24 protein-coding genes are annotated in these 25,864 nt (G+C 70.1%); 4 read left to right on the forward strand and 20 right to left on the reverse strand.

Going from position 1 to position 25,864, the window contains the following annotated elements:
- Nucleotides 1–329: 329 nt before the first annotated feature.
- The 12 genes from ACZ6I3_RS30830 to ACZ6I3_RS30885 all read right to left on the reverse strand — a co-directional run bounded on the left by ACZ6I3_RS30830 (nt 330) and on the right by ACZ6I3_RS30885 (nt 12,814).
- A complete protein-coding gene (locus tag ACZ6I3_RS30830) occupies nt 330–3,179 on the reverse strand; it encodes a DEAD/DEAH box helicase (RefSeq protein ID WP_469419041.1) in 2,850 nt (949 codons plus the stop codon).
- Between the two features lie 56 nt (nt 3,180–3,235).
- The gene (locus tag ACZ6I3_RS30835) at nt 3,236–4,126 is read right to left on the reverse strand and encodes a diacylglycerol kinase (RefSeq protein ID WP_469419043.1); all 891 of its coding nucleotides are present in this window, start codon (nt 4,124–4,126) and stop codon (nt 3,236–3,238) included.
- Nucleotides 4,127–4,157: 31 nt separating this feature from the next.
- On the reverse strand, nt 4,158–5,120 hold the full coding sequence (gene tatC, locus ACZ6I3_RS30840; RefSeq protein WP_469419045.1) for a twin-arginine translocase subunit TatC: 963 nt from the start codon (nt 5,118–5,120) through the stop codon (nt 4,158–4,160).
- Nucleotides 5,121–5,167: 47 nt separating this feature from the next.
- Nucleotides 5,168–5,452 (reverse strand): Sec-independent protein translocase subunit TatA, encoded by a 285-nt coding sequence (tatA, locus tag ACZ6I3_RS30845; protein ID WP_399021114.1) that lies wholly within the window; start codon nt 5,450–5,452, stop codon nt 5,168–5,170.
- 260 nt (nt 5,453–5,712) lie between these two features.
- Nucleotides 5,713–5,907, reverse strand: coding sequence for a hypothetical protein (locus tag ACZ6I3_RS30850; protein ID WP_469419047.1), 195 nt, complete (start codon nt 5,905–5,907; stop codon nt 5,713–5,715).
- Nucleotides 5,908–5,951: 44 nt separating this feature from the next.
- On the reverse strand, nt 5,952–6,245 hold the full coding sequence (locus ACZ6I3_RS30855) for a hypothetical protein (RefSeq protein WP_469419049.1): 294 nt from the start codon (nt 6,243–6,245) through the stop codon (nt 5,952–5,954).
- Nucleotides 6,246–6,452: 207 nt separating this feature from the next.
- Nucleotides 6,453–7,490 (reverse strand): helix-turn-helix transcriptional regulator, encoded by a 1,038-nt coding sequence (locus tag ACZ6I3_RS30860; protein WP_469419051.1) that lies wholly within the window; start codon nt 7,488–7,490, stop codon nt 6,453–6,455.
- 18 nt (nt 7,491–7,508) lie between these two features.
- Nucleotides 7,509–8,486, reverse strand: coding sequence for a helix-turn-helix transcriptional regulator (locus tag ACZ6I3_RS30865; RefSeq protein ID WP_469419053.1), 978 nt, complete (start codon nt 8,484–8,486; stop codon nt 7,509–7,511).
- A 126-nt stretch (nt 8,487–8,612) separates the two neighbouring features.
- On the reverse strand, nt 8,613–8,984 hold the full coding sequence (locus ACZ6I3_RS30870; protein WP_189726573.1) for an FKBP-type peptidyl-prolyl cis-trans isomerase: 372 nt from the start codon (nt 8,982–8,984) through the stop codon (nt 8,613–8,615).
- Nucleotides 8,985–9,045: 61 nt separating this feature from the next.
- Nucleotides 9,046–10,053 carry an FKBP-type peptidyl-prolyl cis-trans isomerase gene (locus tag ACZ6I3_RS30875; protein WP_469419055.1) on the reverse strand — a complete coding sequence of 336 codons (1,008 nt, stop codon included), beginning with the start codon at nt 10,051–10,053 and terminating at the stop codon, nt 9,046–9,048.
- 130 nt (nt 10,054–10,183) lie between these two features.
- Nucleotides 10,184–11,545 (reverse strand): Pup--protein ligase, encoded by a 1,362-nt coding sequence (gene pafA, locus ACZ6I3_RS30880; protein ID WP_391106859.1) that lies wholly within the window; start codon nt 11,543–11,545, stop codon nt 10,184–10,186.
- 9 nt (nt 11,546–11,554) lie between these two features.
- The gene (locus tag ACZ6I3_RS30885; protein WP_469419057.1) at nt 11,555–12,814 is read right to left on the reverse strand and encodes an MFS transporter; all 1,260 of its coding nucleotides are present in this window, start codon (nt 12,812–12,814) and stop codon (nt 11,555–11,557) included.
- 89 nt (nt 12,815–12,903) lie between these two features.
- Here ACZ6I3_RS30885 and ACZ6I3_RS30890 point away from each other — a divergent pair, with 89 nt between their 5' ends.
- Complete coding sequence (locus ACZ6I3_RS30890; protein WP_469419058.1) at nt 12,904–13,920, forward strand: LacI family DNA-binding transcriptional regulator; 1,017 nt, start codon at nt 12,904–12,906, stop codon at nt 13,918–13,920.
- 78 nt (nt 13,921–13,998) lie between these two features.
- Here the strand turns inward: ACZ6I3_RS30890 and prcA are convergent, their stop codons facing one another.
- The 5 genes from prcA to arc form a co-directional block, all read right to left on the reverse strand.
- The gene (gene prcA, locus ACZ6I3_RS30895; RefSeq protein ID WP_469419059.1) at nt 13,999–14,760 is read right to left on the reverse strand and encodes a proteasome subunit alpha; all 762 of its coding nucleotides are present in this window, start codon (nt 14,758–14,760) and stop codon (nt 13,999–14,001) included.
- A 59-nt stretch (nt 14,761–14,819) separates the two neighbouring features.
- Nucleotides 14,820–15,665, reverse strand: coding sequence for a proteasome subunit beta (prcB, locus tag ACZ6I3_RS30900; RefSeq protein ID WP_469419060.1), 846 nt, complete (start codon nt 15,663–15,665; stop codon nt 14,820–14,822).
- A gap of 301 nt (nt 15,666–15,966) precedes the next feature.
- The gene (locus ACZ6I3_RS30905) at nt 15,967–16,185 is read right to left on the reverse strand and encodes a ubiquitin-like protein Pup (protein WP_019757212.1); all 219 of its coding nucleotides are present in this window, start codon (nt 16,183–16,185) and stop codon (nt 15,967–15,969) included.
- A gap of 178 nt (nt 16,186–16,363) precedes the next feature.
- Nucleotides 16,364–17,875 (reverse strand): depupylase/deamidase Dop, encoded by a 1,512-nt coding sequence (gene dop / locus ACZ6I3_RS30910; RefSeq protein WP_469419062.1) that lies wholly within the window; start codon nt 17,873–17,875, stop codon nt 16,364–16,366.
- 234 nt (nt 17,876–18,109) lie between these two features.
- On the reverse strand, nt 18,110–19,876 hold the full coding sequence (gene arc, locus ACZ6I3_RS30915) for a proteasome ATPase (protein WP_469419064.1): 1,767 nt from the start codon (nt 19,874–19,876) through the stop codon (nt 18,110–18,112).
- A 246-nt stretch (nt 19,877–20,122) separates the two neighbouring features.
- Between arc and ACZ6I3_RS30920 the strand changes: the two genes are divergently transcribed.
- On the forward strand, nt 20,123–20,428 hold the full coding sequence (locus tag ACZ6I3_RS30920; protein ID WP_469419066.1) for a ferredoxin: 306 nt from the start codon (nt 20,123–20,125) through the stop codon (nt 20,426–20,428).
- A 59-nt stretch (nt 20,429–20,487) separates the two neighbouring features.
- Here ACZ6I3_RS30920 and ACZ6I3_RS30925 read toward each other — a convergent pair whose 3' ends face one another.
- From ACZ6I3_RS30925 to ACZ6I3_RS30935, 3 genes are all read right to left on the reverse strand, one after another.
- The gene (locus ACZ6I3_RS30925) at nt 20,488–21,066 is read right to left on the reverse strand and encodes a hypothetical protein (RefSeq protein WP_469419068.1); all 579 of its coding nucleotides are present in this window, start codon (nt 21,064–21,066) and stop codon (nt 20,488–20,490) included.
- A 357-nt stretch (nt 21,067–21,423) separates the two neighbouring features.
- Nucleotides 21,424–22,326 (reverse strand): tRNA (adenine-N1)-methyltransferase, encoded by a 903-nt coding sequence (locus tag ACZ6I3_RS30930; RefSeq protein ID WP_033311897.1) that lies wholly within the window; start codon nt 22,324–22,326, stop codon nt 21,424–21,426.
- Nucleotides 22,327–22,366: 40 nt separating this feature from the next.
- Nucleotides 22,367–23,974 (reverse strand): site-2 protease family protein, encoded by a 1,608-nt coding sequence (locus ACZ6I3_RS30935; RefSeq protein ID WP_469419070.1) that lies wholly within the window; start codon nt 23,972–23,974, stop codon nt 22,367–22,369.
- A 198-nt stretch (nt 23,975–24,172) separates the two neighbouring features.
- Here ACZ6I3_RS30935 and ACZ6I3_RS30940 point away from each other — a divergent pair, with 198 nt between their 5' ends.
- Together ACZ6I3_RS30940 and ACZ6I3_RS30945 are read left to right on the forward strand one after the other, a co-directional pair.
- The gene (locus ACZ6I3_RS30940; protein WP_469419071.1) at nt 24,173–25,165 is read left to right on the forward strand and encodes a RecB family exonuclease; all 993 of its coding nucleotides are present in this window, start codon (nt 24,173–24,175) and stop codon (nt 25,163–25,165) included.
- A 14-nt stretch (nt 25,166–25,179) separates the two neighbouring features.
- On the forward strand, nt 25,180–25,851 hold the full coding sequence (locus ACZ6I3_RS30945) for a response regulator (protein ID WP_018570356.1): 672 nt from the start codon (nt 25,180–25,182) through the stop codon (nt 25,849–25,851).
- Nucleotides 25,852–25,864: the final 13 nt, after the last annotated feature.

The raw sequence follows: 25,864 nt of genomic DNA on the forward strand, positions 1-25,864 counted from the left end.
GTAGGCCTTCTGACAGGAGTCGGCTGGAGTTCCACATAATTAGGGAACAAGCGCACGAATTCATCTCAAGCCGGTGCGCTGCGGGCGAGCTTAGTCCGACCGGATCATCGCTGTGTCATATTCAGCATCTGCCAGAAACCGGACGCGAAGGGATAGTACGCTCGGTCATTTACACGCTGTGAGATCGTTCGAATGCTGTACGTAATGACGTACGCGCGTACGAAAGCCACTCACCGTGACGGGTGAGTGGCCTCAGGACAACGCCCCTTCAGGGGCGCGGGGAACTGCGCGGGCAACCACATCCGGGCGGACACTCGCGCAGCAAACGATCACCCCACCGACGAGTAGGCGACAACTCCCCGCAGCAACCCATCAACAGCCTTGCGCGCGTTCTTCACCACAGAAGAACCCTGCGGCGCCGCCGCCGCGATCTGCCCCAGCACATCGATGACCTGCTTGCACCACCGCACGAAGTCCCCCGCCGGCATCTCCGCCTCGCGCAGCACCTCGTCCAGCCCCGCCCCGGAGGCCCACATGTACGCGGCCCAGGCGAACCCCAGGTCCGGCTCACGCTGCCCGACACCCTCGGTCTGGGTGATCCGGAACTCCTCCTCCAGCGCGTCCAGCCGCCCCCAGATCCGCACCATCTCCCCCAGCGCGGCCTTGGCCTTCCCCGACGGCAGCTTCGGCGCCATCGCGTCGTCCGCCGCGCGCGCCTCGTACACCAACGCCGAGACGCAGCCCGCCAGTTCGGCCGGGCCGAGGCCCTCCCAGACGCCCTCGCGCAGGCACTCGCTGGCGAGCAGGTCCAGCTCGCCGTAGAGCCGCGCGAGCCGCTTGCCGTGCTCGGTGACCTCGTCGGCGCGCAGGTAGTCGAGCTCGGTCAGCAGCGCGACGATACGGTCGAACGTCCGCGCGATCGTGTTGGTGCGGCCCTCGATCCGCCGCTCCAGCTGCGAGGTGTCCCGCAGGAGCCGGTGGTAGCGCTCGGCCCAACGGGCGTGGTCCTCACGGTCGTCGCACCCGTGGCAGGGATGCGCGCGCAGCTCGGTCCGCAGCCGGGCGATCTCGCGGTCGTCGGCCGCCTGGGAGCGCCGCTTGCGATGCCGGTCGGCCGGGATGTGCCCGGCCTTGGTGCGCAGCGCGGACGCGAGGTCCCGACGGGACTGCGGGGAGCGCGGGTTGAAGGACTTCGGGATCCGCATCCGCTCCAGCGGCTCGACCGGCACCGGGAAGTCGATGGACGCCAGCCGCTTCACCTGCCGCTCGGCGGTCAGCACCAGCGGGCGCGGCCCGTCGTGGTGCTCGAAGCCCCGGTGGCCGTTCGAACGGCCCGCGGACAGGCCCGGGTCCAGCACCAGCGCAAGCCCCGCGTACTTGCCGGTGGGCACATGGATGACGTCTCCGGGCTTCAGCTTCTCCAGCGCGACGGCGGCCTCGGCGCGCCGCTGTGCCGCGCCCTGCCGGGCCAGGTCGTTCTCACGGTCCTTCAGCTCGCGGCGCAGCCTCGCGTACTCCTCGAAGTCCCCGAGGTGGCAGGTCATGGAGGCCTTGTAGCCCTCGAGGCCCTCCTCGTTGCGCTGTACCTGGCGGGAGATGCCGACGACCGACTTGTCCGCCTGGAACTGCGCGAAGGACGTCTCCAGCAGCTCGCGCGAACGGTGCCGGCCGAACTGCTCGACCAGGTTGACCGCCATGTTGTACGACGGCCTGAAGCTGGAGCGCAGCGGATACGTGCGGGTGCCGGCCAGGCCCGCCAGGTGCTCGGGGCTGGAGCCTCGCTGCCACAGCACCACGGCGTGGCCCTCGACGTCGATGCCGCGCCGCCCCGCACGCCCCGTCAACTGCGTGTACTCGCCCGGCGTGATGTCCGCGTGCTGCTCGCCGTTCCACTTGACGAGCTTCTCCAGCACCACCGAGCGGGCTGGCATGTTGATGCCGAGGGCGAGGGTCTCGGTCGCGAACACGGCCTTGACCAGGCCGCGTACGAACAGTTCCTCCACGACCTCCTTGAAGGTCGGCAGCATGCCCGCGTGGTGGGCGGCGATGCCTCGCTCCAGGCCCTCCAGCCATTCGTAGTAGCCGAGGACGTGCAGGTCCTCGGTCGGGATGGACGACGTGCGCTCCTCGACGAGGGCGCGGACCCGCCCGCGTGCCTCGTCGTCGTTGAGCCTGAGGCCCGCGTACAGGCACTGCTGGACGGCGGCCTCGCAGGCGGCGCGGCTGAAGATGAAGGTGATGGCGGGCAGCAGCCCCTCGGCGTCGAGCCGTTCGATGACCTCGGGCCGGCTCGGCGTCCACACCCGGGAGCGCTGTCTGCGGTCACGCTCGCGGTCGGCCTCGCGCATGGACCGGCCACGGCGGCGGTCCTGGTACGACGGCCGGCTCGCCTCCATGCGGGCCATGCGTGTGAGGTCGGGGTTGACGGCCTTCTTGTGGCCCTCGCCCTCCTCGAACAGGTCGTACATCCGCCGCCCGGCGAGCACGTGCTGGAAGAGCGGCACGGGCCGGTGCTCGGAGACGATCACCTCGGTGTCACCGCGGACCGTGTCGAGCCAGTCGCCGAACTCCTCGGCGTTCGACACGGTCGCCGACAGCGACACGAGCGTGACCGACTCGGGAAGGTGAATGATCACTTCTTCCCACACGGCGCCCCGGAACCGGTCGGAGAGGTAGTGCACCTCGTCCATGACCACATGGCCGAGGCCCAGGAGGGTCTGCGAACCGGCGTACAGCATGTTCCGCAGCACCTCGGTGGTCATCACGACCACCGGGGCGTCGGAGTTGACGCTGTTGTCGCCGGTGAGCAGGCCCACCTTGTCCGTGCCGTAGCGGCGGCACAGGTCGGCGTACTTCTGGTTCGACAGCGCCTTGATGGGTGTCGTGTAGAAGCACTTCTTGCCCTGCTGGAGAGCGAGGTGGACGGCGAACTCGCCCACGATCGTCTTGCCCGAGCCGGTGGGTGCGGCGACCAGGACGCCCTTGCCCGCCTCGAGCGCCTGGCAGGCCTCGATCTGGAAGGGGTCGAGGCCGAAGTCGTACATCTCGCGGAAGGAGGCGAGCGCGGTGGCCTGCTCGACAGCACGCTTGCGGGCTGCCGCGTACCGCTCGGCCGGTGAGAGGTCCTCTGTCATCGTGCTTTCGAGCGTACCGGGCCGCACTGACAACAGGACGATCATTATCCGGATCCATTTCTGTGAAACCGGGGATCGGCGCAGTTCAGGGGCAGCGGGGCTCAGGGGCCGACGACCCGCACGCCCCCGCGCACACAGCGCGCGCTCAGCGGCAGCGGGCCGAGCGGCTCCCCGTCCGCGTACCCGGTGATCCCCTCTGCGGCGATCTCGACCCGGGCCGCCCGCAGCACGGTCACGGCCGGATGCCCGGCGTGGGTCCCCCGGTACACCCTCGGAAACACCCGCAGCAGCGTCGCACGGCTGCAGTCCCCGACCACGGTGATGTCGAACAGTCCGTCGGTGAGGTCGGCGCCTGGGCAGATCCGCATTCCGCCGCCGTACGACGAGCCGTTGCCGACGGCCACCAGGGTCGCCTCGACCTCACGGACCTCGCCGTCGTCGAGCCGGATCCGGTACGGGACGGGCCGGAAGGCGGCGAGTTCGGCGATCATCGCCAGGTCGTACTTGAAGCGGCCGGCGGGCCACCGCATGCGGTTGCCGCGGTCGTTGACACGGGAGTCGAAGCCGGAGGCGAGGACCGTGCCGAACCAGCGGTCGCCCACCTGACCGAGGTCGATGTCGTGGATCCGGCCGCACTTGAGGGCGTCGGCGATCATGCGGCCGGCGGCGGCCGGCTCGCGCACGGGCAGGCCGAGGGTGCGGGCGAAGTCGTTGCCGGTGCCGACGGCGACCAGGCCGAGCGGGGTGCGGGTGCCCGCGACGGCCCGGAGCGCGAGGTTGGCCATGCCGTCACCGCCGACGGCTATCAGCGCTCCGGTACCGCCCTCGACAGCGGCACGGGCGCGGACGAGGGCGTCCGCGGCGTCCTCGCCGAGCACCGTACGCACCGAGAAACCGGCCGCCCGCAACGCGGAAGCGGCCGGCTGCGCCGCGCGGGCGCCCCGGCCGCGGCCCGCGGTGGGGTTGACGAAGAGGGTGATCTCGCTGGTCACGCGACCGACCCTATGAGCTGCCCGCCGATCTTCAGGTCACGTCGTCATAACCGTTGACCCGGTCCGAGCGGTCCGAGCTCGCCTGCTCGGGCAGGGCGGCCCGGCCGGTGGTCACGGGTTCGATCTCGCCGATGTCGTCCGGCGTGAGGTCCAGCTCGGAGGCCTCGTCGTCGTCGGGGCCCAGGGCCTCGCGACGGCTGCGACGGCGGTCGTTGAGAAGGGAGAAGCCGACGGCCGCGAAGTACAGGATCCAGATCGGCCCGGCGAGCATCAGCATCGTCAGCGGGTCGGTGCTGGGCGTGGCGATGGCCGCGAAGACCGTGATGCCCATGATCATGCCGCGCCACCAGCCGAGCATGCGCTTGCCGGTGAGTGCTCCGGTGAGATTGAGCATGACCAGCAGCAGGGGCAGCTCGAACGAGAGGCCGAAGACGAGCACCATGCGCATGACCAGGTCGAGCAGGTCGTCCAGCGGGAGGAGGTTGGACGTGCCGCCCGGGGTGAATTCGAGGAGCACCTTCGCCGTGGTGGGAAGCACCGTGTACGCGAAGTAGGCGCCGACGATGAACAGCGGGGCGCCCGTGCCGACGAAGGCGTACGCGTACTTCCTCTCGTGCCGGTGCAGGCCCGGCGCGACGAAGGCCCACAGCTGGTAGAGCCAGACCGGCGAGGCCAGCACGACACCGGCCATCAGGGACACCTTCAGCGCCAGCGTGAAGGGGGTGATCAGACCGTTGATGGTGATCTGCGCACAGGGCTTCCCGCCGGGCTGCGACCTGGCCAGCTCCGCGAAGGTCTTGTCACAGCCGACCGAGTCGAGGATCGGCTTGGTGATCAAGTTGATGATGTCGTTGTAGAAGAAGGCGGCGACGACCGTGATGACGACGATCGCCAGCATCGCCTTGGCGAGCCGGTTGCGGAGCTCGCGAAGGTGCTCCGCGAGGGGCATCCGCCCCTCGGGATCCCTTTCCTGCTTGCGGGCAGACTTCAGCAACCCACGTTCCCATCTCGTGCGGCGGGCCGGAGGTCACCGGCCCGGCTTCAGCGCTTGGTCGTGTCCGTGGGCTCGTTGACCGGGCGCGAGCTGGTCACATCACCGGGAGAGGCCTGGATGGTGCGCTGCGAGGGCTGCTCGTCGTTGTTGGGCGGGCCGGCCGGGGTCGTGGACGACTTGCTCTCGTCCTTCATCGCCTTGGCCTCGCTCTTGAGGATGCGGGCGGACTTGCCGAGCGACCTGGCCATGTCCGGAAGCTTCTTCGCGCCGAACAGCAGGATGATGACGACGAGGATGAGAATGATCTCGGGGGCTCCGAGCCTTCCGAACATAAGTCTTTACCTTCTCACCGAGGCGGCTGGGGTGGGGTGCTGTCCGACCGGTCGGACATTTGTCCGAACGATCGCGTTGACAGCGATCGTAACGCTCGGGGGTAAACGTGAGGCAATCCCTCTGCATCCCCTGTACGTACTCCCGCTCCGCGGCCAGTGCCTCGTTAACCGGGCCGCGACCAGCAGCGTACCTTTCCGAACCACAGAGGTGACAGGGCGAAGTGCCCCAAAGCGCAACTCACAGCCGCCTGCCGAACGGCTCACAGGGCGTCGACAGACCGGGCCGCGCTGCCCGCGGCCCGCTCCAGGTCCTCGGCGGCCCGGTTGATACGGCGCGCGGAGTCCGTGACCTGCCTGCCCAGGCGCTCTGCCTCCACGAAGACCCGGACGGCGAGCACCCCGAGCACGGCGAGCCCCACGAACCCCACGGCAATCGCGAACATCGGCCAGAACATGACGTCGAGCCTAGACCCTCCGGGAGGGGCGGACGCCCAGACCCTCAGGGGGTCGGAGCAAGCCGCAGGGTCCGCACACCGCCGCCCGTGAGCAGCTCGACGATCCGCTCGCCCGCGGGCTTGCGGACGGACGCACCGCACTGCGGGCAGGTGAAGGAGTAGAAGGTGGTGCGGCTGCTGGCGCCGATGGCGAGGCGCAGGGCGCCCGCCGTGAGTTCGAAGCGCTCCCGGCAGTCCGGGCAGCCCGCCCTGAAGACCACCGGGGACACGCTCGTCATCCCGGCGAACGCGGACTCCACCGTCATGCTGCGCGCACCGGGCGTCGCCGACTCGCTCACAGGCCTCGCTCCTCTGTCTCGGGTGGTACGCCTCCGGGGCTCCCGGGTGCCGCCGGTGCGGGCCGGCTCACCACCGACGTCGGCCGGACCCGTGCCCCGGCACCGCGGCCGGTGTCGAGGGCGGCCGCGCCCGGCCGTCGACGCCGCGGGCACCCGCGCATCACTCGCGCCCGCCGTCCGGTCTGTCCGGGGCGGGGCGCCCAGCGCTCACGCCGGCCCACCGGCCTGGGCCGTCTCCGCCGCGCCGGACGTCCCGGCCGCCTCGATCCCTTCGTACGCCGTCAGCGCCTCGCGGGCGGCCTGCCGGGCGCTGTCGGCGAGCTCCGGCGGCGAGACGATCCGGCCGTCCCGCCCGAGCCGCAGCGCCAGGCGGCGGAGCGACGCCGGGTCGGGCGTGCGCAGGGTGATCCGCAGGCCGCCGTCGGGCAGCTCGTCCGCGCTGTCGTGCGGGTAGTACTCGGCGACCCAGCGCCCGCCGGGCCCGACCTCGACCTCGACCTCCGGGTCCTCGGCCGCGGGCTGCACCAGGGCCTCCGACAGGTCCCGCAGCTCGATCTCCGGCGGCGCCGACGGCTCGTCCAGGATCTTGATCTCGGCGACCCGGTCGAGCCGGAACGTGCGGCGTGCCTCGGAGCGCCGGCACCAGGCCTCGACGTAGGTGTGCCCGACGCTGACCAGACGGATGGGGTCGATCTCCCGCTCGGTGACCTCGTCGCGCGCGGGCGAGTAGTAGCGGATCCACAGGCGGCGGCGCTCGGCGATGGCCCGGTCGACGTCTGCGAAGACTCCGCCCTCGGACTCGAAGGTCACCGACAGGCGCGAGCTGGCGCCCGCCATCTCGCCGGCCGCGGTCTCCACCTTGGCCGTCGCCCGCAGCAGCGCCTGGCGGTCGCTCTCGCGCAGTCCGGGCAGCGTGGCCACGGCCCGGGCGGCGACGAGCAGGGCGGTGGCCTCGTCGGCGGCGAGCCGGAGCGGCTCGGCGGCCTCGTCCGCCAGGGCGGCCGAGTTGTGCCACCAGATGCGCTCGCCGTCGGTGTCGATGTCGAGCAGGTCACCGCCGCGGAAGCTGGTGCCGCACATGGGCAGCACGTCGAGGTCGGAGACCAGCTCGTCCTCGGTGATGCCGAAGGCGCGCGCGACGTCCTCGACGCGGGCGCCGGGACGCTCCTTCAGATACGTCACCAGCGAGAGCATCCGCCGGGTCTGGTCGATGGCGTTCACGGGCCTGACCGGTTTGCCTGCCACTGTCTCGTCCGCTCCCCCTCAGCCCTTGGCCACGGCCCGCAGCCGGTCCACCACGTCTGCCCGCAGCTCGGCGGGCTCCAGGACCACCACGTCCGGCCCGAACTCCACCAGCCAGGCGTCCAGCCCGTGGCCGTACGGAATCTCCAACTCGTCCCAGCCGTCGCCGAGTTCCCGTACGGCGGTTGCCTTCGCCCGAAGGGGGTACCCCGAGCCCGAGCGCAGCCGGATCCGGGCGGAGCGGTCGGCGATCTCCCCGGCCCAGCTCGCCACGGTCTCCCGGACGGTGACGACGTCCGGCACGGGAGCGGTGTACCGGCCACCGCGCGAGCGGACCTTGCCGGTGATCCGCGAGAGCCGGAAGACCCGCTCGGCGCCCCGGTCGCGGTCCCAGCCCGCGAGATACCAGTGACCACGCCAGCACTCCAGCGCCCACGGCTCCACATGCCGCTGCTCGGGCTGGGCGGCGGTGGCCTTGCGGTAGTCGAAGACCACGGGGCGGCGGTCCCGGCAGGCGAGCATCAGCGGCTCGAACGCCGCCTCGTGCACGGGGATCCGCGGCTCCAGCGCGCCGTGCGGGCCGTAGGGGTCGACGTCCTCGGGCAGGCCCGCCGCGCGCAGCTTCTGCAGGGCACCGCTGGCCGCGCCGGCGAGCCGGGCCTGCTGCCACACCTTGGCGGCGACCCCGAGGGCCGCTGCCTCCTCGGCGTCCAGGGTGATGGGCGGGAGGCGGTTGCTGTCACGCCGGGCCAGGTAGCCGATCTCGCCTTCGAGGCTCTCGACGGTCTCGATGACGAGTCCGAGTTCGCGCAGGTCGTCCTTGTCGCGCTCGAACATGCGATTGAAGGAGTCGTCGGAGCCGGTGGCGCCGTTCCCCGGTCCGAAGGCCTCGACGTAGGCCTCGATGGAGTCGCGCAGCTCACGCTTGCTGAGCGGCCGCTGCGTACCGAGCAGACACAGCGCCAGGTTCATCAGCCGCTCGGCCTTGGCAATGGCCATCGACGCCCTTCGCCTCCCTATGGTGCTTACGACCGATGACCGTACCGCCCCGCGGTGGCCCGGCAAAGCCGAGGGCCCATGCCGAACAGGCATGGGCCCCAGGTGATCGAGTCTGTCGGACCTTGCTCAGACCCCGAGCAGGTCGACCACGAAGATCAGCGTCTCGCCGGGCTTGATCAGAGGGGTCGGGCTCTGGTTGCCGTAAGCCAGGTGGGCGGGGACGGTCAGCTGGCGGCGGCCGCCGACCTTCATGCCCTGGACGCCCTGGTCCCAGCCCTGGATGACCCGGCCACCGCCCAGCGGGAAGCGGAACGGGGTGCCGCGGTTCCAGCTGGCGTCGAACTCCTCGCCCGTGCTGAAGGCGACACCGACGTAGTGCACGGTGACGGTCTGGCCGGCCTGCGCGACCGGGCCGTCGCCTTCCCAGATGTCCTTGATCTCGAGGTCCGCCGGGGGCTCGCCGCCCGGGAAGTCGACCTCGGGCTTGTCGATGCTCACGTTTCTGGCTCCTGCTTGTCTGCGAAAAGGCGAACACGCACAGTCTTACATCCCACGCGCCTCACAGCTTCGCGAGGATGTCCACCGAAAAGACCAGCGTGGAGTCCTTCTTGATGCCGCTGCCCTGCGGCGGGTTGTCGCCGTAGCCCAGCGCGGGCGGGATGACGATGAGGACCCGGCTGCCCACCTTCTTGCCGGTCAGACCCTGCGCCCAGCCCTTGACGACCTGCTGGAGCGAGAACGACACCAGCTGCTTGTTGGCGTACGACGAGTCGAACTCCTTGCCGCCGTCCCAGAGCACGCCCTTGTACTGCACGAGGACGCTGTCGTCGGCGGCGACCTTCTCGCCGTCACCCTCCAGGACGTACTCCGCGACGAGCTTCTTCGGGGCCGCCGCCTTGGGCACCTCGATGGAGGGCGCCTTGCCGTCGGTGTTGGTGCCGACCTTGGGCAGGTCCGCGTCGTCCTGGGCGACCTTCTCGCCGTCGGCGGAGCTCTTGGCGTTGAACGTGTCCAGCACGTCGACGACGAAGACCAGCGTGTCGGTGCCCTTGATGCCCGCCTGCGGGTTGCCCTGCGCGCCGTAGCCCCAGGTGGGCGGGACGGCCATCTCGACACGGCTGCCGGCCTTCTTGCCGGCCAGCGCGTACCGCCAGCCGTCGATGATCTGGCCCTGGGCGAGCTGGATGGCCAGGCGGGTCTTGCGGTCGTAGGAGTTGTCGAAGACCTTGGCGGTGCTCCAGACCTGGCCGAGGTAGTTCGCGACGACGAAGTCGTTCTCCGCGACGGCCTTGCCGCTGCCCGCGATCAGCGTCTTCACCGCGAGCTGCTTCGACGGCTCTCCGCTGCCCTTGGCGATCGTCGGCTTCTCGTCGAACTTGGTGCCCGCGGTGACCGCCGGCAGCGGACCGTCCACGATCTTCGGCGGCGGCGCCGAGGACGGGGCCGATGCCGAGGGCGAGGGCGACGGGCTGTCGCTGGCCTTGCTCGAATCCGACTTGTCGTCGCCGCACGCGGCGAGTGTGGCCAGTCCTGCGGGTACAGAGATGAGAAGTGAGCGTCGGCGCACTGTGGGGGCCTCGTAATCGATCGATCTCGTTGATGGCGTGCGCGCAACTCTACGGCGTGAGCAGGGCGCCGTACTTGTAACGTACGGCGCCCGTGTGGCGTTCCGGCTAATTACCCGCCGGCGCAATTCCTCACATTCCGGCGATCAGCTTCTCCACCCGGTCGTCCACCGAACGGAACGGGTCCTTGCACAAGACCGTGCGCTGGGCCTGGTCGTTGAGCTTGAGGTGAACCCAGTCGACCGTGAAGTCACGCCGTTGTTCCTGGGCGCGCCGGATGAAGTCGCCGCGCAGCCGGGCCCGAGTGGTCTGCGGCGGCACCGACTTGCCCTCGAAGATCTTCAAGTCGTTGCAGATCCGTGCTGCCTGCCCCTTCTTCTCGAGCAGGTAGTACAGGCCACGACGGCGGTGGATGTCGTGGTAGGCGAGGTCTATCTGCGCGACCCGCGGGTGCGACATGGTCATGTTGTTCTTGGCCCGGTACCGCTCGATGAGCTTGTACTTCATGACCCAGTCGATCTCGGTGCCGATACGGTCGAGGTCCTCGGCCTCGATCGCGTCCAGCGTGCGGCCCCAGAGCTCCAGGACCTGCTCGACGGTGCCGGTGCGGATGCCGCGGCGCTCGCAGAAGTCCACGGCCTTCTCGTAGTACTCGCGCTGTACCTCCAGGGCGGAGGCCTCGCGGCCGCTGGCCAGGCGCACCTTGCGCCGGCCGGTGATGTCGTGGCTGACCTCGCGGATCGCCCGGATCGGGTTCTCCAGGGTCAGGTCGCGCATCACGGTGCCCGCCTCGATCATGCGCAGCACCAGGTCGGTGGCGCCGACCTTGAGCAGCATGGTCGTCTCGGACATGTTGGAGTCGCCCACGATCACGTGCAGGCGGCGGTAGCGCTCGGCGTCCGCGTGCGGCTCGTCGCGCGTGTTGATGATCGGCCGGGAGCGGGTCGTCGCCGAGGAGACGCCCTCCCAGATGTGCTCGGCACGCTGGCTGACGCAGTAGACGGCACCGCGCGGCGTCTGCAGCACCTTGCCGGCACCGCACAGCAGCTGCCTCGTCACCAGAAACGGAATGAGAATGTCCGCGAGCCGGGAGAACTCCCCGTGCCGGGCGACCAGATAGTTCTCGTGGCAGCCGTAGGAGTTGCCCGCCGAATCGGTGTTGTTCTTGAAGAGGTAGACGTCGCCCGCGATTCCCTCCTCGTGCAGGCGTCGTTCGGCGTCCACCAGGAGTCCTTCGAGAATGCGCTCGCCCGCTTTGTCGTGGGTGACCAGTTCGGTCACGTTGTCACATTCCGGTGTGGCGTATTCCGGATGTGAGCCCACGTCGAGATAGAGGCGGGCGCCGTTTCGCAGAAAGACATTGCTGCTGCGGCCCCATGACACGACACGGCGGAAGAGGTACCGCGCCACCTCGTCAGGAGACAGGCGGCGCTGTCCCCTGAACGTGCACGTGACGCCGTACTCGTTCTCCAGCCCGAAAATGCGGCGGTCCATGAGGGAACATTACGCCCGATCCCCTGAACTGAAACGGGGTTCGGGGGCACGGTTTGGATCATTTTCCGAACCGGACACAACAACCGCTCCCCCGCCGGGAACTGCGAGTACCCGTCCTGTGGCGGCCAAAACCAGCAGGGACACGCCACCCGCGACGCCCGGCACGGCGAAGCCCCACAGGGCCCCGCCCGTCTCCACGACGGGCCCCGCGACGCCCGCTCCGACCGAGTGACCCACCGTGAACGTCGTCACCAGCCAGGAGAACGCCTCGGTGACCGTGCCGCGCGGGGCATGACGGTCGACCAGGACGAACGCGCAGGCGATGGCGGGCGCGAGGAAGACACCGGCGAGCGCGGTCAGCGCCACCATGGGCACCGCGTCCGGCATGAGAAGCAGCGGCAGGTAACACACCACCAGAAGGGCTACCAGCACCTGCAGTCGCCGCGCGGGCTCACCGGCCCACTGCCGGGCCCCGTAGACGGCGCCGCCGACCAGTGCCCCGAATCCCAGAGCCGCCATCATCCAGCCGTACACGGCGTCACCGCCGTGCGCGTCGGCGTAGGGCACCGAGGCGACGGTGATGGACCCGAGCGCCATCCCGATGAACAGAAAGGCCGCGAGCAGTGCCAGCAGCCCGGCCGAACGCAGCGCGCCCAGCCAGTGCGCCTCCCGCGGCGCCGACCGCCAGGCACGCGAGGGCGGCGACACGACCACGGACAGCGCCCCCAGCACCCCGACCACGTTCAGCACCAGCAGCGCGACCTGGGCCGACCACAGGGACACGCACAGCGTCACGAGCAGCGGCCCGACGGTGAACATCACCTCCTGGGCCACGGCGTCCATGGCGTACGCCGTGTGCACCTGGTCCTCCTTCCGGAGAACCGAGGACCACAGGGCCCGCAGCCCGCCCTCCAGGGGCGGCGTGAAGAGCCCCGCGGCCGCGACGGCGGCATACGCGACCGTCAGTGACCCGATCCCGGCGAAGGCGAACACGGCCATCGCGAGCCCGGACAGCACAGCCGCCGGCAGCTGCACGCGCGGCTGCCCGCGCAGGTCCACGAGCCTGCCCAGCACCGGCTGCCCCACGGCGTTGGCGACGCCGTACACACCCGCGAGCGCCCCCGCCAGGCTGTACGAACCGCCCTCCGCCCGCACGAACAGCAGGATCGCGATGGCGCCGGTGGCATTGGGCAGCCGTCCCACGAGCGTGCCGACGAGCAGCCGGGCGGCGTGTCGCGCCCGAAGGATCTCCAGGTATCCCGTAGCCATGTCCCCGCCCTAGGTTTTACGTATAACGTCAACGTTTCATACGTACCATGTCCGCTGTTCACGAGTCCAGACGAAGGAGCGCCCCGACGGTGGCACGAGGCAGCACCCGCCCCACGAGCAGGGACGTCGCCCAGGCCGCCGGCGTCTCCCAGGCGGCGGTCTCCCTGGTCCTGGGCGACAAGTGGCGCGGCCGGGTCTCGGAGGCGACCGCGGAGCGGGTCCGTGAGGCCGCCCGCGAGCTGGGCTACCGCCCGAACCTCGCGGCCCGCAACCTGCGCCTGGGCCGCACCCGCACGGTCCTCCTGGTGGTCCCGGCCCTCACCACGGAGTTCTTCGCGGGCGTCTACACGGGCGCCGCACGCGTCGCCGCCGAGCACGGATTCGGCGTCGTCCTCTACCCCTCCCCCGAGGGCGTCGGCCCCGCCCGCGACCCCTTCGCCTCCGCCCAGGCCGCCCTGGACGGCGTGATCGCCTCCTCCATGGCTGCCGACGCGCTCACCGCGATCCGCGGCGACCAGCTGCCCCTGGTGATGCTGGACAGCGATCCTGAGGGGAGCCTGGGTGCGGCGACCGTGAACCTGGACATCGCCGACGGGGTCCGCCAGATCGCGGAACACCTGCTGTCCCTGGGCCACCGCCGCTTCCTGCATCTGGCGGCGGACGTACCGTCCTGGACCTTCGAGGTACGGGCCCGGGAGCTGGCGGGTCGGCTGAGGGATGTGCCCGGTACATCGGTACGCACGACCCGCGCGCCGATCTCCATCGAGGGCGCCGTGACGGCCACGGAGGCCGCCCTCTCCCTGCCCGGGCCGCGCCCCACGGTCCTGGTGTGCGACGACGACAAACTGGCCGCCGGAGCGTACAAGGCGATCCGCCGCCTCGGCCTGCGCGTCCCGGACGACGTCTCGGTCACCGGCCTGGACGATCTGGCCCTGGCCACGGCCATCGACCCGGAACTGACGACGGTCCGCCTGGACGCGGAGCTCTTCGGGGAACGGGGCATGCGGGCCCTGCTGGCCGTCATGGAGGGCCGGGCGCCCGAGGGCGGGGACATCCCGGTGCAGCTGGTGGTACGGGGCTCCACGGCACCGCCGGGGCTGCCGTAGCCACTCCGCAGAACAAGCGCGACGCGCGCCCCGGCCACAACAGCGGCCAAGGCGCGCGACGTGAACGATCGAGCCGGGCTACTCGGCGTCCTCGGAGGACTCGGACGACTCGGAGGTCGTCTCGTCGGAGCCCCCGCCTCCCTCCGCTCCCAGCAGACGGGACAGCTGACGCCCCCCGATCCGCTTGAACTTGCGCTTCTGCGGCCGCGTACGGTCCAGCACCGCCACCTCCAGCCGCTCCGCGGGAATCTCCCGCTCGCTGCCGTTGGTGTCGCGCGACAGCGCCTGCACCGCCAGCTTCAGGGCCTCGGCCAGCGTCATACCGTCCCGGTGGCGCTGGTCCAGGTAGCTGCTGATCTGCTCCGCGTTGCCTCCCACCGCGACCGAGCCGTGCTCGTCCACGATCGAGCCGTCGTGCGGGAGACGGTAGAGCTGGTCACCTTCCGGGCTCTCCCCCACCTCGGCGACCACCAGCTCCACCTCGTACGGCTTCTCGGCCGCGGAGGAGAAGATCGTGCCCAGGGTCTGCGCGTAGACGTTGGCCAGGCCACGGGCCGTCACGTCGTCGCGGTCGTAGGTGTAACCCCGCAGGTCGGCGTACCGCACCCCACCGATGCGCAGGTTCTCGTACTCGTTGTACTTGCCGGCGGCCGCGAAACCGATCCGGTCGTAGATCTCGCTGAACTTGTGCAGCGCACGGGACGGGTTCTCGCCGACGAACACGATGCCGTCGGCGAACTGCAGCACGACCAGGCTGCGGCCACGGGCGATGCCCTTGCGGGCGTACTCCGCCCGGTCGGCCATCTGCTGCTGAGGTGAAACATAGAACGGCGTCGACACCGGTTATCCGTCCCTTTCTGTGGAAGTCACTGGATCACCTTGACAAGAAACGGCCGCTGCTAGAGCAGCGCGGCCCGCGGGCCGTCCGGCTGCTCGAGGCGCCGCGCCAGGATCGAGCGGGCGATCTCGGAGGATTCCTCCTCGGTGAGCCGGCGGAAGCCGTCCTCGGTGATCACGGTGACGATCGGGTAGATCCGGCGGGCGACGTCGGGACCGCCTGTCGCCGAGTCGTCGTCGGCCGCGTCGTACAGGGCCTGGACCACCAGGGTCGTGGCCTCTTCCTCGCTCAGGTCGTCACGGAAGAGCTTCTTCATGGCGCCACGCGCGAAGATCGAGCCCGAGCCGGTGGCCGCGAAGTTCGTCTCCTCGGAACGGCCGCCCGTCACGTCGTACGAGAAGATCCGGCCGCTGTCGCGGCCCACGTCGTACCCCGCGAACAGCGGCACCACGGCCAGGCCCTGCATGGCCATGCCGAGGTTGGAGCGGATCATCGTCGACAGCCGGTTCGCCTTGCCCTCCAGGGACAGCTGCGCGCCCTCGACCTTCTCGAAGTGCTCCAGCTCCAGCTGGAACAGCTTCACCATCTCCACGGCCAGACCCGCCGTACCGGCGATGCCCACCGCGGAGTACTCGTCCGCCGGGAAGACCTTCTCGATGTCCCGCTGCGCGATGACGTTGCCCATCGTCGCCCGGCGGTCACCGGCCAGCACGACGCCCCCGGGGAACGTCACGGCGACGATCGTGGTCCCGTGCGGCGCCTCGATCACGCCCTGGGTGGGAGGCAGTTGCCGATTGCCGGGCAGGATCTCCGGCTGGTGCTCGGACAGGAAGTCCATGAAGGAGGAGGACCCTGGCGTCAGGAAGGCAGCTGGTAGACGCCCGGTGCTACGAGTGTTGGCTTCCACGCGATTCCTTCCACGTATGCGACAGCCCGCCCTGTGACGTCGGGCCGATCCTTGGAACAACCCCGGTCCGGTTGCGACCGGGGGCACGGTATGCCTCGGACCCTACCCGTCCTTCGGCGGTGATCCACATGTCCGGCGGGACCAACTCCACCGGATCGACGCCGCACTTGCCGGACTCCGGCGACGCCCGGAGCGCCGCACACGAAGGCATCACGTCACTCACTGCCCCGCGCACAGCGCTCCGCGCCCCGCCCGTCCGTCACCCAGACCCGCTCACCTTCGGAATGAAGGCAAAGGCGCCTTACTGGCCACCCTTTTGAACGAAGGAGCGCACGAAGTCCTCGGCGTTCTCCTCGAGGACGTCGTCGATCTCGTCCAGGACCGAGTCCACGTCGTCGCTCAGCTTCTCCTGACGCTCCTTGAGGTCCTCGGAAGCCTGCGTCTCCGCCGCCTGCTCCTCGACCTCCTCGGTGGACCGGGTGGCCTTCTGCTGTCCGCCGCCGGTGTCCTTGGTCGCCATATCCCTCACCCCGCTCGGTTCGCCCGACACAGTTGCTCGGTCAAGATCAGACCCTACTCGCCGGGTCTGACAATGGCCCCGCAGTTGCTCCAACGTACGGGGACCATCTCGATGATTCCCGGACCCGGGATTTTCCACCCTGTCCGGCCGTCTCCTCCCGGGTACCCACGGAACGCGATCATCCGCCGGACAGGACCCTGACCAGGTCTTCCGCCGTGCGGCAGCGGTCCAGGAGCTCCTTGACGTGATTACGCGTTCCGCGAAGCGGTTCCAGGGTTGGAACCCGCTGCAGGGAGTCGCGGCCCGGCAGATCGAAGATCACCGAGTCCCAGGAGGCCGCCGCCACGTCGTCCGCGTACTGCTCCAGGCAGCGGCCGCGGAAGTACGCGCGGGTGTCCTCGGGCGGCGCCGTACGGGCCCGCTCGACGTCCGCCTCGGTCAGCAGCCGCTTCATGCGCCCACGGGCCACCAGACGGTTGTAGAGGCCCTTCTCGGGCCGCACGTCGGCGTACTGGAGGTCGACCAAGTGCAGGCGCGCCGCGTCCCAGTCGAGGCTGTCCCGGCGCCGGTAGCCCTCCATGAGCTCCCGCTTGGCGACCCAGTCCAGCTCGCCGGCCAGGCTCATCGGGTCGTGCTCCAGACGGGTGAGGGTGTCCTCCCACCGCGACAGGACGTCCTTGGTCTGGTCGTCGGCGTCGGCCCCGAACCGCTCCTCCACGTACTTGCGGGCGAGCTCGTAGTACTCCATCTGCAGCTGGACCGCGGTGAGCGTCCGGCCGCTACGGAGGGTGACCAGGCGCTTGAGCGACGGGTCGTGCGAGACCTGGTGCAGCGTCCGCACGGGTTGGTCGACGGCCAGGTCCACCGCGATGAAGCCGTCCTCGATCATCGACAGGACGAGAGCCGTCGTACCCAGCTTCAGATACGTCGAGATCTCCGACAGGTTCGCGTCGCCGATGATCACATGCAGGCGGCGGTACTTCTCGGCGTCCGCGTGCGGCTCGTCGCGGGTGTTGATGATCGGGCGCTTGAGCGTCGTCTCGAGGCCGACCTCCACCTCGAAGTAGTCGGCCCGCTGACTGAGCTGGAAGCCGTGCTCGTGCCCGTCCTGGCCGATGCCGACGCGGCCCGCCCCGGTGAAGACCTGACGGGAGACGAAGAAGGGCGTCAGATGGCGCACGATGTCCGAGAAGGGGGTCTCCCGCTTCATCAGGTAGTTCTCGTGCGTGCCGTAGGACGCGCCCTTGTTGTCGGTGTTGTTCTTGTACAGGTGGATCGGCTGGGCACCGGGGAGCTGTGCGGCCCGCTCCGCGGCCTCGGCCATGATCCGCTCGCCGGCCTTGTCCCAGAGGACGGCGTCCCGGGGGTTGGTCACCTCGGGGGCGCTGTACTCGGGGTGCGCGTGGTCCACGTAGAGCCGTGCACCGTTGGTGAGGATCACGTTGGCCAGGCCGATGTCCTCGTCGGTGAGCTGGCTGGAGTCGGCGGACTCGCGGGCGAGGTCGAAGCCTCGCGCGTCCCGCAGCGGGTTCTCCTCCTCGAAGTCCCAGCGAGCCCGGCGGGCCCGGTGCATCGCAGCCGCGTAGGCGTTCACGATCTGGGACGAGGTGAGCATGGCATTGGCGTTGGGGTGGCCGGGGACGGAGATCCCGTACTCCGTCTCGATGCCCATTACTCGCCGTACGGTCATGCGGCCCTCCTTGCCCGGCGGCACCCTCGGTCGTGGGCGCCACTCAGATACCGCTGGCGCTCGGTTGCGTGTGCGGTGCCCGTCCCCGCACTGCGCGACTCGGCGGTACGGAAGAGCCTAGAACGCCTTTGCGCTGGTGGGGAGATCATTTGCGTCATTGCGTTGCTCCAGCCGTGGCCTGAAAAACAGTCGGCTGCGGGTACCCGCCGAGGGCACCCGCAGCCGCCCTGCCTTTTACAGGTACTGACCGGTGTTCGCCACCGTGTCGATGGAGCGTCCGGTGTCCGCGCCCTGCTTTCCGGTGATGAGCGTACGGATGTACACGATCCGCTCGCCCTTCTTTCCGGAGATCCGGGCCCAGTCGTCCGGGTTGGTGGTGTTGGGCAGGTCCTCGTTCTCCTTGAACTCGTCCACGCATGCCTGGAGGAGGTGGGAGACGCGCAGACCCTTCTGGTTCTTCTCGAGGAAGTCCTTGATCGCCGACTTCTTGGCACGGCCGACGATGTTCTCGATCATGGCGCCGGAATTGAAGTCCTTGAAGTAGAGGACTTCCTTGTCACCATTGGCGTAGGTGACCTCCAGGAAGCGGTTCTCCTCGGACTCGGCGTACATCTGTTCCACAGCCGTCTGGATCATGCTCTGGACCGTGGAGGCCTTGGAGCCGCTGTGTTCGGCGAGGTCGTCGCCGTGCAGCGGGAGGCGCTCGGTGAGGTACTTGCCGAAGATGTCCTTGGCCGCCTCGGCGTCCGGACGCTCGATCTTGATCTTCACGTCGAGCCGGCCGGGCCGCAGGATGGCGGGGTCGATCATGTCCTCACGGTTGGAGGCGCCGATCACGACCACGTTCTGCAGGCCCTCCACACCGTCGATCTCGGCGAGCAGCTGCGGGACGATGGTGTTCTCCACGTCCGAGCTGACACCGGAGCCACGGGTGCGGAAGAGGGACTCCATCTCGTCGAAGAAGACGATGACGGGGGTGCCCTCGCTGGCCTTCTCACGAGCCCGCTGGAAGACGAGGCGGATCTGCCGCTCCGTCTCACCGACGTACTTGTTCAGCAGCTCCGGGCCCTTGATGTTGAGGAAGAAGCTCTTGCCGGCGGCCTGGCCGGTCACCTCGGCGACCTTCTTGGCCAGTGAGTTGGCCACGGCCTTGGCGATCAGGGTCTTTCCGCAGCCGGGGGGCCCGTACAGCAGGACGCCCTTCGGCGGCCGCAGTTCGTGCTCCTTGAACAGGTCCGGGTAGAGATACGGGAGCTCGACCGCGTCGCGGATGGCCTCGATCTGGCCGCCGAGACCACCGATCTGCTCGTAGCCGATGTCGGGGACCTCTTCGAGGACGAGCTCCTCGACCTCGCTCTTCGGCACGACCTCGTAGACGTAGCCGGAGCGCGGTTCGAGCAGGAGGGCGTCGCCGGGGCGGATGGTGACGTCCAGCAGCGGCTCGGCGAGCCGCACCACCCGCTCCTCGTCGGTGTGCCCGAGCACCAGGGCCCGCTCACCGTCCTCGAGGATCTCCTTGAGGGTGACGATGTCTCCGACGCTCTCGTACTCCATGGCCTCGACCACGTTGAGCGCTTCGTTGAGCATCAATTCCTGGCCGCGCCGGAGCTCGTCGAGCTCGACGCTGGGGCTGACGTTCACCCTGAGCTTGCGGCCGCCGGTGAAGATGTCGGCGGTGCCGTCCTCGTTCGCCTGCAGAAAGACCCCGAAGCCGGCCGGCGGCTGCGCGAGCCGGTCGACCTCCTCTTTGAGGGCCACAATCTGGTCACGGGCCTCACGGAGCGTGTTGGCGAGCCGCTCGTTCTGCGCGGACACGCCGGCCAGATTGGTCTGCAGCTCGACGATCCGCTCTTCGAGAATCCTCGTGTGTCGCGGAGAGTCGGCGAGCTTGCGTCGCAGGACGGCGATCTCCTGCTCAAGGTAGGCGATCTGCCCGGCCGGGTCGTCGGACCCGCGTCCCGGGCGGATGCCGCGGTTCATGTCGTCGTCGTGGGCTGCCACGGTCCTCACCTCCTCCAAGGGGAGCTGGACGCTTCCAGACCCTACCTGGGCGGGTGTCGATTGAAACCCCTAGATCACAAAGACGGTCGGGGTGTGTCCGATCTTCACCCTTGCGCTCTCCCTCACGCCAGGGGAATACCCACCGAACATGAATGGAACCCAGCCGGAGGTAGGGTCGAAGCGTTCAACACCCGTCAGAGCTGGCCGGATTCCCGATACGGCTCGACGCATGAAACGGCAGGAGACATGAGCGTGCAGCAGGAGGCCGGGGTCGGCGACGAGGCTCTGGAGGTCTGGATCGACCAGGACCTGTGTACCGGCGACGGCATCTGCGCCCAGTACGCGCCCGAGGTGTTCGAGCTGGACATCGACGGTCTGGCCTACGTGAAGAGCGCCGACGACGAGCTGCTCCAGGACAAGGGCGCCACAACGCCCGTACCGCTGCCGCTTCTCACGGACGTGGTCGACTCCGCGAAGGAGTGTCCGGGCGAGTGCATCCACGTACGTCGAGTTTCGGACAGGGCAGAGGTCTACGGTCCGGACGCGGAGTGACTCCTTCCGTACACTCCGTCACTCCTGTCTGATATCTCACACGTGGGGGCGCGGGCGCCTCACACGCTGCGGGCGCCGGACGGTGCCGAGCGGACGAACGCGCCGTTCTGCCAACGCCATTTCACGTCGCTCTTCACGTCGGGGCAGCAACGCGGCACGTCGGCCGACGAGTAGCCGAAGAGCGTGGCCGTGACGGCGCCCTGACGTACGGCGAAGTCACTGACGGTGTTGCCGTCCCTGGGGTCGAGCAGGGTGGCCACCACACGCGGCTTGCCGCCGTCGCCGTCCCGGGTGAGGACGTAGACGCCGTCCGGCGGGGTGCCCATCGGTGAGTCGCAGTGGACCACGGCCACCGTCTCGGGGGAGCCGTCGCCGTCGAGGTCTCCGGAAGCCCGCTCCTTCACCACGGCCTTCACCGGGCCGCACTCGATCGGGAACGTCACCGCGGCCGGGTCGGGCGGCGCGACGGCCGCCGGAGCGCTTCTGGTCTCGGGGGCGGCCGCCTGGGCCGCCGTCGCCGCACCCGGCTGGAGGAACGAGGAGAGGGCCACGACGCCGGCGACGGCCGTGGCGGTGGCGAGCCAGTGGATGGGGCGGGTGTGGGTGTGGGCGAGCTCCGGGACGGCGGAAGGCTGCACTAGGAGTGTCTCCTGAGGGCTGTGCCGGTGGGTTGGCCAAGGGGGATGGCCAAGATGGTGCCACACGTCACACCACGTGGGAACGGCGGGGTGTGTACGTCCTGTGCCGGGGAAGTCAGAAGAGTTGCGGTTCCTGCCGCTGTGTCAGCAGGCCTGCCGCGGCACGGGCCGCTGCCGCCGCGCATCGCGTCGGCGGGGCCGGCCGCGACAGTGATCTGTCAGGTCAACCGATGAACGCCATGGTTCACCCGCGGCGGCGCCGTAAGGGGCAACGGAAAGGCGCCGTGGCGAAGTTCCCGGAGTGGATCGGGGAACTCCGCCACGGCGCCCGTGCGTTGTGTGCGGCGGCGTGTCGCCTCAGCGACCGCTGCCGCCGTCGGCGTTGGGTCCGGCGTAGTCCTCGCCGTAGGCGCCCTTGGCGGGGCGGCGGCGGCGCATGGGCGGCTCGACGCCGTCGGCGAGGCGGCGGGCGGTGAGCAGGAAGCCGGTATGGCCGATCATCCGGTGGTCCGGGCGGACGGCCAGGCCCTCGATGTGCCAGTTGCGGATCATCGACTCCCAGGCGCTCGGCTCGTTGAAGCAGCCGATCTCGCGGATGGACTCGACGGTCCGGGCGAGCTGGGTGGTGGTCGCCACGTAGCAGCACAGGATGCCGCCGGGGACGAGCGCCTTGGAGACGGCCTCCAGGCACTCCCAGGGGGCGAGCATGTCGAGGATGACGCGGTCCACGTCGGCGTCGGACAGGTTGTCCTGGAGGTCACCCACGGTGAGCTGCCAGGCGGGGTGCGGGCCGCCGAAGTAGCGCTCGACGTTCGCCTGGGCGATCTCGGCGAAGTCCGCACGGCGCTCGTAGCTGTGCAGCATGCCCTGGTCGCCGATGGCGCGCAGCAGGAAGCTGCTGAGCGAGCCGGAGCCCACGCCGGCCTCGACGACGCGAGCGCCGGGGAAGATGTCGGCGAAGGCGAGGATCTGCCCCGCGTCCTTCGGGTAGACGACGGCTGCCCCGCGGGGCATGGACAGGACGTAGTCGGGGAGCAGGGGGCGCAGCGCGAGGTAGGCGACGTTCCCGGTGGTGCGGACAACGCTGCCCTCGGGAGCGCCGATCAGTTCGTCGTGGGGGAAGGAACCCTTGTGGGTGTGGAAGTTCTTCCCGGCCTCGAGCGTGAACGTGTAGTGGCGGCCCTTGGGGTCGGTCAGCTGTACCTGGTCCCCGACCTTGAAGGGCCCGCGCCTGCGGGCGGCACCGGTCGGTTCGGACATGTGAACAGCCTACCGGTCCCCGGAGGGGGCTCCGACCACTTCAGCTGGGCCTTGCCATGGCCTTCACGAAGGCCCGCTCCACGTCGGCCGCCGACAGGACGCCGTAGATCTCGCCGGTCTCCTCGACGACGAGGTACTCGGTGGCGGGCGTCGCCCTGAGGGCGTCGAGCAGTTCCTCCCCCGACAGTTCCGCCGAGACGCGCATGCCGTCGGTGAGGTCCTGGGCGAGGCCACTGACCGCGACCCAGGGGCGGCGGTGTTCGGGTACGCCCACGATCGCGGCCTCGCGGACCAGCGAGAGGGGTTTGCCGTCGGCGTCGACGACGACCAGGGCGCGGGCGCCGGCGGTGTTGGCGCGGCGCAGGGCCTCCGAGAGCGGGGTGTGGGTCTCGACGGGTACCGCGCGGCGGGTGAGCGCGCGGGCGCGCAGCTCGGGGAGGTGCTCGCGCAGCCGGGCCATGCGCAGGCTGTTGCCGGCGCCGGTCCAGATGATCGCGGCGAGGATGGCGGCGAGCAGGGCGTCCAGGACGGTGTCCATGCCGACGTTGTCGACGGCGTCGGAGCCGAGGGCGCCGGAATGGGTCAGCAGCGGCAGGCCGATGAGGACGGAGACGGCGAGGGCGCGGCCGATCCAGGCGGCGGCGACGGTGCCGGCCATCGGCTTGCCGGTGATCTTCCAGACGACGGCGCGGAGCATGCGGCCGCCGTCGAGGGGCAGGCCGGGCAGGAGGTTGAACGCGGCCACGATGAGGTTGGAGATCATCAGGCCGGCCAGCAGGACGCCAGGGACGGTGCCGGGGTCCACGGTCTGCATGGCGAGGTAGAAGACGCCCGCGAGCAGGAGGGAGAGCAGGGGCCCGACGAAGGCGAGGACGAATTCGCGGCCGGGGGTCTCGGCCTCCTTCTCGATCTCGGAGACGCCGCCGAAGAACTGGAGCTGGATACGGCGGACCGGGAGCTTGAAGCGGAGGGCGGCGATGGTGTGGGCCAGTTCGTGGACGAGCACGGAGGCGTAGAAGGCGACCGCGAAGAACAGGGAGACCAGGTACCGGGCGGCGCCGAGCTCGGGCAGGACGCGCTCCAGCTGCCCGCCGAAAACCCAGGTGATCAGCGCCGCGACGAGGAACCAGCTGGGCGCGACGTACACGGGCACCCCGAAGGGCCGTCCCATGAGCAGTCCTCCCCGGGGCTCCGGAGGCCGCTGGGGGGCGGGTCCCTTGCCGTCGGCGGAGTGGGCGAAGGGGCGGTCGCCGGGGTCGGCCGCCTCAGGCTCGGTGCGGCTGTTCGGGTCAGGGGTGGAGGGCTGCTGCCGGTGGTCCGGGACGCCGGGGTCCGGGGCCTCACCGGGGTTCTGGCCGGTCGCGGGGTCTCCCGTCGGGCCGGGCTTCCGCAACGACGGACGGTCTCCTTCGGCCGCGCCGGAGTCCTGGTGCGCCGCGGAGTCGCCCTCGGGCCCGGCCGGCGGCCCTGTCGCCGCGGGTCCTGCCTCCGGGGCGTCGTCGTGCTGCTCGGAGGGGAAACGCCGTCCGTCCGTGGGCTGTTCCTCGGCGGCGGTCGGGTCGGTGGCCCGGGCCGGAGCCCCCGCGTGGCGCTCGGCCGACTCGTCGTTGCCGGACCGCGGCTGCCCGCGCCCGCCGCTCTCGTCCACCGGTGTCCCCTCGTTCGAAGCGTCTCCCGCGCCTGCCGGCCGGGAGGGTCTCGAGTCGATGGTATGCGTCCGTCGAGGCGCGTTCCGCCCCGGCACCCCTGTGTTTCCCGTCCGTCCCGTCCCTTCCCGGCTCCCGGCGCCGCACACGCCCCGGCCGCGGCTGGGTCACTGTCAGTGGCGGGCCGTATGGTCTGGGGCATGGAGACGAGCACCGAGGGCGCGGCACAGCCCGACAGCAGCCCTGCCGCGGCGGTGGATCCGCCGGTCCCGGCAGGGTCCGTGGAGGCGGCCATCGAGACGGCGATGGAGACGGCGACCGCGACCGGGACCGCGCCCACCGCCATACCGCCCTCGGCGCTGTCCCCCTCGCGTGCGAGCGACTTCATGCAGTGCCCGCTGCTCTACCGCTTCCGGGTCATCGACCGGCTGCCGGAGAAGCCCAGCGAGGCGGCGACCAGGGGCACGCTGGTGCACGCGGTCCTGGAGCGGCTCTTCGACGCCCCGGCGGCCGAGCGCACGGCGCCCCGGGCGAAGTCGCTGATCCCCGGCCAGTGGGACCGGCTGCGCGAGTCGCGGCCGGAGGTCGTGGAGCTGTTCGCCGACGATCCGCAGGGCGAGCGGCTGGCGCGCTGGCTGGGCGAGGCGGAGCAGCTCGTGGAGCGCTGGTTCTCCCTGGAGGACCCCAGCCGGCTGGAGCCGGCCGAGCGGGAGCTGTTCGTCGAGACCGAGCTGGACTCGGGGCTGCGGCTGCGCGGGATCATCGACCGGGTCGACGTGGCCCCCACGGGTGAGGTCCGGATCGTCGACTACAAGACGGGGAAGGCCCCCAGGCCCGAGTACTCCGAGGGCGCCCTGTTCCAGATGAAGTTCTACGCCCTCGTGGTCTGGCGGCTGAAGAACGTGGTGCCGCGGCGGCTCCAGCTGGTGTATCTGGGCAACGGTCAGGTGCTGACGTACGACCCGGTCCTCGCCGACCTGGAGCGGGTCGAGCGCAAGCTGCTGGCGCTGTGGGAGGCGATCCGGCTGGCGACGGAGACGGGTGACTGGCGGCCGCGCCCCACGAAGCTGTGCGGCTGGTGCGACCACCAGGCCCACTGCCCGGAGTTCGGCGGCACTCCCCCGCCCTATCCGTTGCCGGTGAGGGCGGCGGAGTCCGGCGGGCCCGCGCAGGGCAGAATGGGGCCGGACTAGCTAAGGAGACTTACGTGGCCATCCGTGTCCTACTGGTCGACGACCAGCCGCTGCTCCGCACGGGCTTCCGGATGATTCTGGAGGCCGAGCAGGACATCGCGGTCGTCGGCGAGGCCGGAGACGGCCTCCAGGCGCTCGACCAAGTACGGGCCCTGCAGCCCGACGTGGTCCTGATGGACATCCGCATGCCGCGGATGGACGGTGTGGAGGCGACCCGGCAGATCACGGGCCCCGAGCGGGACGGCCCGGCGAAGGTGCTGGTGCTGACCACCTTCGACCTCGACGAGTACGTGGTGGAGGCGCTGCGCGCCGGTGCCAGCGGCTTCCTGCTGAAGGACGCCCCGGCCAACGAGCTGGTGCAGGCGATCCGGGTCGTGGCCGCGGGCGAGGCGATGCTCGCGCCGAGCATCACGCGCCGGCTGCTCGACAAGTACGCCACGCATCTGCCCTCCGGTGACGAGCCGGTGCCGGACACGCTGCACACGCTCACCGACCGCGAGGTCGAGGTGCTGAAGCTGGTGGCGCGCGGGCTGTCCAACGCCGAGATCGCCGCCGACCTGTTCGTCAGCGAGACCACCGTCAAGACGCACGTCGGGCATGTGCTGACCAAGCTGGGCCTGCGCGACCGTGTGCAGGCGGCGGTGTACGCGTACGAGAGCGGGCTGGTGCGCCCCGGCGCGCAGTGACGCCGGCAACGTG

The sequence above is a fragment of the Streptomyces sp. NPDC041940 genome, from assembly GCF_055589465.1.

Coding starts and splice junctions, on each gene's coding strand:
- ACZ6I3_RS30830 (WP_469419041.1), bottom strand. CDS start 3,179: ATGATCGTCCTGTTGTCAGTGCGGCCCGGTACGCTCGAAAGCACGATG.
- tatA (WP_399021114.1), bottom strand. CDS start 5,452: ATGTTCGGAAGGCTCGGAGCCCCCGAGATCATTCTCATCCTCGTCGTC.
- ACZ6I3_RS30850 (WP_469419047.1), bottom strand. CDS start 5,907: ATGTTCTGGCCGATGTTCGCGATTGCCGTGGGGTTCGTGGGGCTCGCC.
- ACZ6I3_RS30865 (WP_469419053.1), bottom strand. CDS start 8,486: ATGGCCATTGCCAAGGCCGAGCGGCTGATGAACCTGGCGCTGTGTCTG.
- pafA (WP_391106859.1), bottom strand. CDS start 11,545: ATGGACCGCCGCATTTTCGGGCTGGAGAACGAGTACGGCGTCACGTGC.
- ACZ6I3_RS30885 (WP_469419057.1), bottom strand. CDS start 12,814: ATGGCTACGGGATACCTGGAGATCCTTCGGGCGCGACACGCCGCCCGG.
- ACZ6I3_RS30905 (WP_019757212.1), bottom strand. CDS start 16,185: ATGGCGACCAAGGACACCGGCGGCGGACAGCAGAAGGCCACCCGGTCC.
- dop (WP_469419062.1), bottom strand. CDS start 17,875: ATGACCGTACGGCGAGTAATGGGCATCGAGACGGAGTACGGGATCTCC.
- ACZ6I3_RS30920 (WP_469419066.1), top strand. CDS start 20,123: ATGAGCGTGCAGCAGGAGGCCGGGGTCGGCGACGAGGCTCTGGAGGTC.
- ACZ6I3_RS30930 (WP_033311897.1), bottom strand. CDS start 22,326: ATGTCCGAACCGACCGGTGCCGCCCGCAGGCGCGGGCCCTTCAAGGTC.
- ACZ6I3_RS30940 (WP_469419071.1), top strand. CDS start 24,173: ATGGAGACGAGCACCGAGGGCGCGGCACAGCCCGACAGCAGCCCTGCC.